Below are 10,544 nucleotides of genomic sequence, written 5' to 3' on the forward strand. Positions count from 1 at the left end.
GGACGACCCGGCTTGATGCCCCGCGGCAGCAGCGGCTCAAGACGGGCCCACTGCCCGTTCGTCAGATCCCCACGTCCCACAGGACGTGATCATCAACCAACAAGATCAACTTTCGCAACAGACCCTAGTGACCTGAGTTGGAGATTCGTCGGCAGCAGGCGGCGACTTTGTCGAGGATCTCGTCGGCGGTCTTCGTCCAGACGAATGGCCGTGGGATGGTCGTTCCAGTCCGCGAGCCAGGTCCGGATGCCGCGTGCGAGGGCCTGGAGGGAGCGGTGGACACCGCGCTTGAGCTTCTTCTGCGTCAGTTCGGCGAACCAACGCTCCGCCAGGTTCAGCCAGGACGTTCGTCGGCGTGAAGTGCGGGTGGAAATGCGGGTGTGCCAGCAGCCACTGCTTGATGGCAGGCGTCGTATGGGTGACGTAGTTGTCCCGGATCAGGTGCACGTCGAAGCCGACAGGCACTTCCTTGTCCAGCTTGGTGAGGAACTTTTTGAACTCCCCAGTCCGGTGCCCGCGGTGGAGGGAGCCGATGACCTTCCCCGTGGCGACTTCCAGGGCCGCGAGCAAGGTGGTGGTGCCGGCCGGGACGTAGCCGTGGCTGCGGCGTTCGGGAACCCGGGCATTATCGGCGGCACGGGCTGCGACCGGTCCAGGGCCTGGATCTGCGACTTCTCGTCGGCCCGCCAGATCCGCGAGATCGCGGACTGGGACATGCCCGTGGCCGCGGCCATCGGCCTGGTCGACCAGCGGGTGGCATTCTTGGGCTTCTCCTTGAGTGTCTTGACGATGACCCACTCGACGTCCGCGTCGGTGGTCTTCCTCGGAACGCCGGGCCGCAACTCGTCGGACAGGCCGCCCAGGACCCGTTCGAGGAAACGCCGCCGCCAGGTGCGGACCGTCTCCGGAGTGACCCGCAGCCGACGTGACACCCCCATGAGGCGAGTGCCCGTCGGCGCACTCCAGCACGATCCGCGACCGCTGGCCCAGCGCCTGAGCCGTCGTGCGGCGACGCATCGAGCCCTCCAGCACGGCCCGCTGGGCATCGGTCACCGACAACGGAAGTGACACGCCCATGGAGGTGAGAGTAAGTTCGGGGACTTGTCGGTGAGCGCGTTTACGAGATACCCGTAGGCAGTCGCCATGGTTGTGCGCTCGTCTGCCGGGGGGGTGCCACCTCGCCGTTGATCGCCGGTATGGGGGAAGGAGCAGTGAGGGTCTCCGGAGCAAGCCGCACGGGGAGCACGTCCGGCCAGGTGAGGGCCACCGCTCCCCAGGTGAGGCCACCACCGAACGCTGTGAACACACTACGCGTCCCCGGAAATACAAGGCGACGTGCCGCTGTGTCGGCGAGGGCAAGAGGGATGGATGCGGCGGCCGTGTTGCCAACCTCCGCGATGTTTCCGAATCGGTATGAGGCAGGGACACCAAGACGGTCTGCGACCGCATCGAGGATGCGCTGGTTGGCCTGGTGCCCGATGAAGGCTTCTACCGAATCAGGCGGCCAGCCGGCCTGGTCGAGCACGACCCGCGACGAGGTGGTCATCCACCGCACGGCCTGCTGGTACACCTCGCGGCCCCGCATGCGGAAGTATCGGTCCTCCCGGGGTGCGTCACCGGCTGTGCGCGGGCGACGTGAGCCGCCTGCGGCCACGGTGATCAGGTTGACACCAGCACCATCGCTGCCCAAGGTGGCCGCGTGGATGGCTCCCGCCTCGCGACGGTCCCCGCCGCGTAGCAGTACCGCCCCTGCTCCGTCGCCGAAGATCACTGCGGTGTTCCGGTCCTGGGGGTCGATGATCGACGAATACACCTCGGCACCGATAAGCAGCGGTCGTCGGCATGCCCCACTCATCACCAGGGCCTTCGCCAGTGCCAACCCGTAAAGGAATCCGGAGCACACAGCCGAGATGTCCAGCGCGGGTACGTTGCCGAGCCCGAGTCGATGGGCTACTTCCGGGGCGGTCGCGGGACATGGCCGATCTGGTGTGGTGGTCGCCAGCAGTACGAAGTCGGCGTCCGCACCCGCCGACTTCATTGCGGCTCGCCCGGCACCTACCGCCAGATCGCCCGTGCTGGTGCCCGGCATGACCATCCTGCGCCGCTGGATACCGGTACGAGAACGGATCCAGGCATCGGATGTCTCCAGACGCGCCGCAAACTCGTCGTTGCCGACCACCCGCTCTGGAACACAAGCGCCGACACCACACATAACAGCTGTCTGAGTCACCATCATCGTTGCCCTTCCCGGGTTGTTGAGTGCTTCGAAGCCACAACCGTCGGCGAGCGGCAAGGCTGTGGCCGCGTACCAGTGCTCCACTCCGTCGTAGACGGTTTCCAGAGGCGGGGGTGGTCCGACAACCCGCCCTGTGCTGCGGCAGTCGACACACAGGGATAAGCCGAAACGGGTTGCATGCCCGCTGAAGCGCGGTCTGTGGACAGGGAAAGTACAGCGGCCAGCTGGCCACGCTGTACAGAGGCCCGAGGCCGTACCGACGGCGCATGCAGTGCAACATTGCGCATTTGTGAAATGCAGGTGGGGCGTCCGGTTCCGCCGTGACTCCAGGAGGGACACTTCGCCCATGCGGAGCGGACACGGCTGCGGCTGTTTCCGCTGGTCAGCAACAGCTCCGTTGGCCGGTGGCAGAATTATTAACAGGTGATCGACGGGATTCTGTACCGCGTGCGGGCGGCGTGATCTGCACAAGCGGTTTGGCTGTGGAGATGATTTGCGAACGCCGCGGCCCCCCGGCCGCACAAAAGCTGCCAGATCGGCGTCTCCGCCCGAGGCCGCGCCTCCGTGTCGCGGAACCCAGCGCCGAAACAGACGTGCAGTCGGACCGCGGGCATGATCACCCCGGCGGGAAGCGGGCCTGTAAGAGGGCCGCTGGCCTTCGGGCCCGGCATGGCTGTTTCCCTAAGAATGTTGGCCGGTCCGGGAGGACCTGGTGTGGCTGATGGCTGTTTGCCGTTGATGGCTCGGGAGGAATGGCCGCCCGGTCCTCCGGGACGCTCCGACTACTGATACGAAAATCCCCCGTCTGTGCAGGTCAGGAGCGCTCACGTGGCCTCCAGCGGCTGGAGGTTGACCTGGTAGCCGAGGCGGTTGAGCTGGCTGACGAGGCGGCGGGTGGCGCGGGTCTTGCCGGTGCGTTCGAGGAAGTAGTCGCCGCCGAGGTCGGTGTACTCGATGTCGCGGGTGAACATGTGCCAGATCGAGACGAGGATGGACTGCTGCAGTGCCACCAGGGCCCGTCGGCGGCCGCGGCGGCCGACCAGGCGTCGGTAGCGGGCGGCGAGGTAGGTGTCCTTGGTGCGGCAGGCGGAGATCGCGGCCTGGCCGAGGACGCCCTTGAGCCACGGGTCGCCGGGGCGGGTGCGTCCCGACGGGCTCTTGCCCGCGGACTCGTAGTTGCCTGGACACACTCCTGCCCAGGAGGCGAGGTGGCCGGCCGAGGGGAAGCGGCTGATGTCCGCGCCGATCTCGGCGAGGATCACCTCGGCGGTGTGCGCGCTCACCCCGGGAATGGTGGCCAGCAGCTCGACCTGCCGTTGAAAGGGCCGGATGTGTTCTTCGATGCGGGCATTGAGGCGCTGTTCCATGGCGGTGGCCTCGTCGATCCGGTCCAGCATCGTCTGGGCCAGGAACGCATGGTGGTCGGTGAAGTAACCGGTCAGCGCCTCGATCAGGATCTCTCGCCGGGTGCGCAGGTTGGGCGCGGCCAGCTCGGCCAGCACCCTCGGATCGCGCTCGCCGCCGATCAGCGCCTTGAGCATCCGGCGCCCAGAGACGCCGAGGAAGTCGGAGACCACCGAGGTCAGTTTGATCCCGCAGTCCTCCAGCAGGTTCTGCAGCCGCTGGGCCTCCCGGGCCCGTTCGCGCACCACGTCAGTCCGGTACCGGGTCAGGTCCCGCAGCTGCCGGATCGGCCGCGGGGGCACGAACGAGGGACGGACCAGACCGTGTTCGACCAGCTTCGCGATCCACTCCGAGTCCTTCACATCGGTCTTGCGGCCGGGAACGGCCTTCATGTGGCGGGCGTTGAGCAGCCAGCACTCCATGTCGTTCTCCAGCAGGTAGAACACCGGCTTCCAGTACGAGCCGGTGGCCTCCATACCCACGACCGTGACGCCCTCGGCGAGCAGCCAGTCCCACATCGCCAGCAGCCCCGACGTCATGGCCGGGAAGGTCCTCACCTCTCCGCGGCGCCTGGTCCCCTTCCCGCGTCCCGGGACTCGGATACACACCTTCACGTCCGCTTTGCTGATATCGATCCCGGCGCAGCGTTCATAGACGACGTCCACCGCCGGCCTCCCCTTCGTGCGTCTCAACGGGGCACGACCGTCCGGCGGGGTCCCAGGAGGCGAAAGAGTCTGATACGCGTGCTCGAAGCAACACTTCCGAGCGCCTGACGAGCGGGTCCACGGCGTCCTGCTGATTGACGGGCTCGGACACGCCAAGTGGCCACGACGTCAGCCGGACAGCCGCACCCGATGCTGATTGAGAGCTGCGGGCATCGCTGGTTAGGGATCTGTTGGCGGAGTGTTCCCCGGGCTATGCAGCGGCTGGTCATGAAGGAACGGAGCGACGGGTTTGAGCACGTCTCATGCGCGGATATGGGGCGGCATCGACGCCGACAAGGGGCATCACTGGGCGGTGGCAGTCGACGCCTACGGGCAGACGCTGTTCTCGACGAAGGTGATCAACGACGAGTCGCAGATCCTGACGCTCATCAACACGGCCAGGGAGAAGGCCGACGAGGTGCGGTGGGCGGTGGACATCTCCGGCCGTGCTTCCACGCTGCTTGTACCCGGGCGAGGGCAAGACCGATCCGGAAGACGCCCGCGTCATCGCCGGTCAGGCCCGCATGCGCCGGGACTTCACCCCGCTGAGCACACCGCCGGAGCTGGTCTCCACCCTTCAGCTGCTGACCAACTACCGGGCCGACCTGAGCGCTGACCGGGTGCGGCTGATCAACCGGCTCCGCGATCTGCTGGTGGGCATCTGCCCCGCCCTTGAGCGGGCCTTTGACTACTCCCCGGCCAAGGGCCCCATCGTCATGCTGACCGAGTACCAGACCCCAGCCGCACAGCGCCGCTTCGGCGTCAAACGGCTGACCACCTGACTGGAGCGTCGCAAGGTTCAGAGCGCCGGTGACGTCGCGGCCAGGGCGGTCGGGGCTGCCCAGTCCCAGATGACCGCGCTGCCCGGCGACAAGCGGGCCGCCAGGCTCGTCGGCGACTTCGCCCACCAGCTCCTGGCACTCGGCGAACGGATCAAGGACACGACCGGGAGATTCGCGAGACCTTCGGCACCGACCACCGCGCCGAAATCATTGAGTCCATGCCCGGCACGGGCCCCATCCTGGGCGCCGAGTTCGTCGCCATCGTCGGTGACCTGTCCGGCTACCGCGACCCCGGCCGCCTGGCCTCCCATGCCGGTCTCGCCCCCGTCGCCCGGGAGTCCGGTCACCGCACCGGCAACTACCACTGGCCCAGGCGCTACAACCGGCGCCAGCGACACATCTTCTACGCCTGGACTACCAGGCCGTGACCTGGCTGCTGGAACGCTACGGATCCCCAGCCACCCTGCGAAAGGCCGGGCGCAGCAAGCAGGTTGAGTGATCTGGCGCAAGGCTCCGCGGATGGCCCAGCGGCTGATCGACGACGTCATTGACGCCCGCGACGAGCAGACCGTCGTGGTCCCGGGCACCGGCACCCCCGACGTCGTGATCCCCTACCTGGCCCGCTCGCTCGCCGCCGTCCACGAACAGCGACGCGCCCTGGAAACGCAGATCGGGCAGTTGCTGGAGGCTCGCCCTCTTTCCCCGGTCCTGACCTCGATTTCGGGGGGCGCGGTCAGGACCGCCGCCACCTCGCTGGGCACCGTCGGCGACGGCACCAGCTTCCCCACCGTCGCCCACCCGGCCTCCTACCCCGGCCTGGCCCCGACAACGAAGTCGCCGGGGCCCTCGAGAGGGCAAACACGCACCACGAGGCGGCAACCGCCACATCAAACGCGCAATGCTCCTGTTCGCGTTCGCTGCCCCGCACGATCCCGCCTCCCCCACCCACGACGACCGCCGCCAGGCCCGTGGAAGGACGAAAGACATAGAGGCACCCCCCGGTGCTACCGCTGGCAGCCGCCGATTACGCATGCCTCCAGCCAACCTGACGAAGTCCGCCGTCGAAGTCCCAGGTTCTTCCACCTCCGATCGCCGGCCCCACGTCTCACCGGCCGTTCTCCCCAGTACCCGCTGCGTCCTCAGAAAGCGGAATGATCGATTCCTTGAGCAACGGTGAACCGGACGCGACCTGTTCGCGGTCGCCTGCCGCGCAGCTCGCCAGCCACCCTTTTTACAAAGGTTCAATCTTGCATGGTGTGCCCATAAGATCGGGGTGACGTCCTGTACACACCCGCATTGGCGTGCTTTATCGATTCCAAGCCTCGCTGACTACTTCACCTGGGCGTAGACAGGACGCGAGCACCCCCGATGTCTCCCGAGGTCGTGCATTTGTCAGCAGTCCAAGAAAGGATCGGTGTGCTGTGCCTAATTTCGAGTTCGCTCACCTCGAGAAAGCGCCCGTGATCGAGGTCACCACTGGAATCCGCATGCGTCCCCTGTGGGAAAATCCTGACGTAGCCAAGGCGCTGGTCGTCGAAATTGACGCCGGTGCATGCTTCGAGGAAGTCGACGTACACAGTAGCGGTCCAGAACTGGTCTACGTGCTGGATGGGGTATTTTGCGACGGGACCGACCGGCACCCGGCAGGCACCTTCATCTATGGCCCTAAGGGCTCGTCGCACATTCCGCAGAGCGACGTCGGCTGCACTGTGCTCGTTCTCTACCCGCTGGGATAGGCATCGCCGACTGCCTGCGGCATGCACCGTCTGGCCAGATCTGTGCAGGCTCGAAAGGCCGTCGGAGCGTGCCCGCGCGGTGCCGGTCTGCTCGGTCCGCGTGCGGTGATCCGGGGAGCCGCCTTCAGGCTCCCCGGATCGGCCAACTGCCAGAAACCGTCAAGCGGGGCACTCCTGTGCGATCCGTCCTGCCGCGCCCTTACAGCGTGCCAGTGATACAGCCCTCGCAGACCACCGTCATCCATTTCCGGCTCCGGCGATGAAATTTCCGGATTCCTGCAGATTCTCGGCTTTGATTCGGCAAGCGTAAAAGGGTTCATCGGTACGCCGAAGAAAAACACTCGCGCTGGGCTGCGTCGATTTCAGGTCAAATGAGGCCGACCAGCGTGGTCACATATCGGATTGGGGAGTTCCACCCAAAGAAAAGGTCAGTAACGCAGAATCGCACTGACTCTGAATACCACCGACGAATGGATCCACGCGCATGGGAAGCAGCGCACGTCGCGGTTCGGCGCCTGCCGTTGATGTCCGTGATCTGGTACTCGCTGCGGGCTGTAATGCACTTGCTTCGGCAGATCTCACCCCAGTTCGGCCCGGTTGCGCTGGCCACGACCACTACGGCACGGCCGTCGCCATGGTGGGTTCGTCTACGGACTGGCGGCTGCAAGCCTGATCAACGGCGGGGGCGCGAACAGGGCATGGGTGATCGCTGCCGAGACATACTCCAGCTCGTCGATCCCACCGACTATGGCGCAGCCGTGATCTTCGGAGATGGCTCTGCAGCGGCGGTGCTGCCGCGCGGGCAACAAACGGACCCCCGGCCCTGCTGGCCTGGGACTTGGCCACCAACCGTGTTGGCCGCGACTCGATCCACGTACCGGTCCATGTGGTCCGCGAGTGTGTGCGGGCCAGCCGGACATCCTCCCTGGGCACTTCACGATGGCGGGGCGGGCGGTGTATCTGCGAGTTATTGAGCGGATGGCCGTTTCTTCCCGCCAGGTGATGGCGGCGTGGTCCTGGACCACGGCCGATGTGGCTTTTGGCAGGGACCTGGCCCGGGGGTCGGTCGCCTTGACCGGGCCGGGATTTTGATCGAACTGGCGTATTACGGACTTCAATCCACTGCGACTAGGGCGCCCGAAACCGGCACAAAGTAGGCCTCGTTCGGCTGCGAGATTTCACTAAAGCCGAGGCGCGGTCCAGGAAAAGCATTCCTCAATAACGACGAAAGGGCAGAGGACGTGTACGAATACCTCGTAGATCAGCTGGCCACAACCTTCAAGGTCGACCAGGCCATGGCCCCCGACCAATCGTTCAAGGAGCTCGGTCTGGACTCTCTGACCATCGCCGAGGTAGGTGCCGCGCTGCAGGAGGCACTCGGCGTGGAAGTGGCCGAGGAGGAGCTCACGGAGACCACGAAGCTGGGCGCACTGGCGGCGTTGCTGGAAGCGAAGGGCGCGGTCGTTCCCGGTGTCCAGCCGCAGTCCTGAGCTCGTCATCTCGGGCATTGGGATGATTACGCCCGCGGGGTGTGACAGCGCGGCGAGCTGGCACACCGTCTGCGCCGGCCTGCCCGCAGGGGCGCGCGCTGCCCGGCTGGCCGGGCAGCGCGTGGACTTCGCCTGCACCGTGCCGGCCGACTTCGACGAGCATGCGGTCATCGGCGCCGAAGCCCGTCGGATGGCCCGGTTCACCCAGTTCACGGTGGCGGCCGCGCGCCAGGCCGTCCATGAGGCTGGCCTGGGTCCTGGCAGCTGGGATGCGGCCCGAGTTGGTGTGGTGGTGGGCACCGCGTTCGGCGGTATCGATGTCTGGCAGGAGCAAGCGTATCGGCTCCGGGAGCGAGGCAACCTGTGGATGTCCCCGCTCACCGTGCCCCTCGGTCTTGCCAACATGGCTGCGGGAGCCGTCGTGATGGACCTGGGTCTCCACGGCCCCAGTCTCGCGGTGTCGACCGCTTGTGCTTCCGGCACCACCGCCATCGGGGCGGCGATGGAACTGGTGGCTTCTGGCCGTTGTGACATTGTGCTGGCTGGGGGAGCGGAGGCGCCGGTAACGCCCCTCGTCGCCGCGGGATTCGACCGTCTGCAGGCACTGTCGCGGCGCACCGGCGATCCGGCTGCCGCGTCTCGTCCCTTTGACCGAGACCGTGACGGATTCGTCCTCGGTGAGGGGGCCGCCATGCTGGTGCTGGAGCGCCGACAGGACGCGCTCGCCCGTCACACCCGGCCCCATGCGCGACTGCTTGGCTACGGAGCCGCCACCGACGCCCATCACCTCACCGACCCGGAGCCCGACGGCCGATTCGCGGAGCAGGCGGTGCGCAGCGCACTGCGCCGCGCAGACGTCAGCCCGAACGATGTGGGCCTCGTGCACGCTCACGCCACCAGTACGCCGGGCGGAGACGCGGTGGAAGCCCGCCTGATCCGCCGGATCTATCGACACGGGCCACCTGTCACCGCCAGCAAGGGCGTCACGGGGCATCTGCTGGGTGCCGCCGGCGCGCTCCAAGCCGCTATGGCCGCGTTCAGCCTCGAGCACGGGGTCATCCCGCCGACGGCAAACCTCCACAGCCCTGACCCCGATGTGGACATGGACATCGTGACCGGCCACGCCGGGCGGGCCAACTCGTCCGTCGCAGTCAGCCATTCCTTCGGTTTCGGCGGCCACAACGCTGTCGCCGTGCTCGCACGAATCTAGAACAGGAGTATCTTCATGCCCCCTCCGGCCACCTCCGAACGCGTGCGCCGTATGCAGGAGTTCATCAGCTGGTATGCCGGCAACCGTCATGACTTTGTGCTCGTGGACGATCGCAGAAGCCTTCCCCCCTCGTTCACGGCGGAACTGGGGGAAGCCGGGCTGCTGGGTTTGCAGGTCGATCCCGAGTATGGCGGGCAGGGCCTGTCGTATCGTGAAACCGCACAGATCATGACGCACCTGGCGGCCGTTGACATCAATCTATGTATCTTCGCCGCCGTACACAATGGCGTTGGCATCACCCCCATCAGGCTCTTCGGCTCTGATGCGCTCAAACGGCAGGTTCTGCCGCTGCTGGCCCGGGGCATTCGGCTGGCCGGCATCGCCGCCAGCGAACCCGGCATGGGTTCTAACCTCGGCGCCATGACGACCTGCGCGCGTCGTACTCCCGCCGGTGATTATCTGCTCGACGGCACCAAGAGGTGGATCAGCCTCGGTGGGCTCGCGCGGCACCTCACTGTGTTTGCCCGGCAGCAGGATGACCAGGGCCGGGAGAATGGGATCAGCGCTTTCCTGGTCGACACGCGCTCGGATGGCTTCATCGTGGGCCCGGAAGCACTCACTATCGGCATGCGGGCGGTGCCCCAGCACGAGATCATCCTCAATGGGGTGCACGTGCCCCAGGGTGACCTCCTGGGGGAGATCGGCGAGGGCGCACACATCGCGCACACGACCTTCAACGGAGGCCGGCTGGTTCTCGCGGCCGCCGGGATCGGTGCGATGAAACGATGCCTGCAACTTGCCTATCACTACGCCGACCAGCGGCAAGTGGCCACCGGCCGCCTTGCCGACAACGGTCTCACCCGGCAGGCCTTCGCCGACTGCACAGCGGGCCTTGACCCCGAATCCTGGACACGGGTTATGCGGCTGGTGTCAGCGTAGTTGATGTTGGTCGGGACGCTGTTTCGTAGGCGATCGGGCTGCG

General features: G+C 66.5%; 6 protein-coding genes and 3 pseudogenes. 6 read left to right on the forward strand and 3 right to left on the reverse strand.

Features of this window, described 5'->3' with window-relative positions:
• Positions 1–124: 124 nt before the first annotated feature.
• The 3 genes and pseudogenes from ABZ624_RS40585 to ABZ624_RS40595 all read right to left on the reverse strand — a co-directional run bounded on the left by ABZ624_RS40585 (position 125) and on the right by ABZ624_RS40595 (position 4,305).
• Positions 125–1,077: pseudogene (locus tag ABZ624_RS40585) on the reverse strand (IS630 family transposase).
• 40 nt (positions 1,078–1,117) lie between these two features.
• Entirely contained in the window at positions 1,118–2,320 is a 1,203-nt protein-coding gene (locus ABZ624_RS40590; RefSeq protein WP_360100296.1) for a beta-ketoacyl-ACP synthase III, read from the reverse strand.
• A gap of 740 nt (positions 2,321–3,060) precedes the next feature.
• Positions 3,061–4,305 carry an IS110 family transposase gene (locus ABZ624_RS40595; protein WP_360100299.1) on the reverse strand — a complete coding sequence of 415 codons (1,245 nt, stop codon included), beginning with the start codon at positions 4,303–4,305 and terminating at the stop codon, positions 3,061–3,063.
• Positions 4,306–4,594: 289 nt separating this feature from the next.
• Here ABZ624_RS40595 and ABZ624_RS40600 point away from each other — a divergent pair.
• The 6 genes and pseudogenes from ABZ624_RS40600 to ABZ624_RS40625 all read left to right on the forward strand — a co-directional run.
• Positions 4,595–5,533 (forward strand): annotated as a pseudogene (locus ABZ624_RS40600) (IS110 family transposase); the annotation flags it as partial.
• Positions 5,534–5,583: 50 nt separating this feature from the next.
• Positions 5,584–6,105: pseudogene (locus tag ABZ624_RS40605) on the forward strand (transposase); the annotation flags it as partial.
• A gap of 442 nt (positions 6,106–6,547) precedes the next feature.
• On the forward strand, positions 6,548–6,862 hold the full coding sequence (locus ABZ624_RS40610; protein WP_360100302.1) for a cupin domain-containing protein: 315 nt from the start codon (positions 6,548–6,550) through the stop codon (positions 6,860–6,862).
• Positions 6,863–8,103: 1,241 nt separating this feature from the next.
• Entirely contained in the window at positions 8,104–8,352 is a 249-nt protein-coding gene (locus ABZ624_RS40615; RefSeq protein ID WP_360100305.1) for an acyl carrier protein, read from the forward strand.
• A complete protein-coding gene (locus ABZ624_RS40620; RefSeq protein WP_360100308.1) occupies positions 8,333–9,562 on the forward strand; it encodes a beta-ketoacyl-[acyl-carrier-protein] synthase family protein in 1,230 nt (409 codons plus the stop codon). Before ABZ624_RS40615 ends, ABZ624_RS40620 begins: the two co-directional genes overlap by 20 nt.
• Positions 9,563–9,577: 15 nt before the next feature.
• Complete coding sequence (locus ABZ624_RS40625) at positions 9,578–10,501, forward strand: acyl-CoA dehydrogenase family protein (RefSeq protein ID WP_360100311.1); 924 nt, start codon at positions 9,578–9,580, stop codon at positions 10,499–10,501.
• The last annotated feature ends 43 nt before the right edge of the window (positions 10,502–10,544 follow it).

Source organism: Streptomyces sp. NPDC007205, assembly GCF_040634095.1.
Taxonomy (GTDB): Bacteria; Actinomycetota; Actinomycetes; order Streptomycetales; family Streptomycetaceae; genus Streptomyces.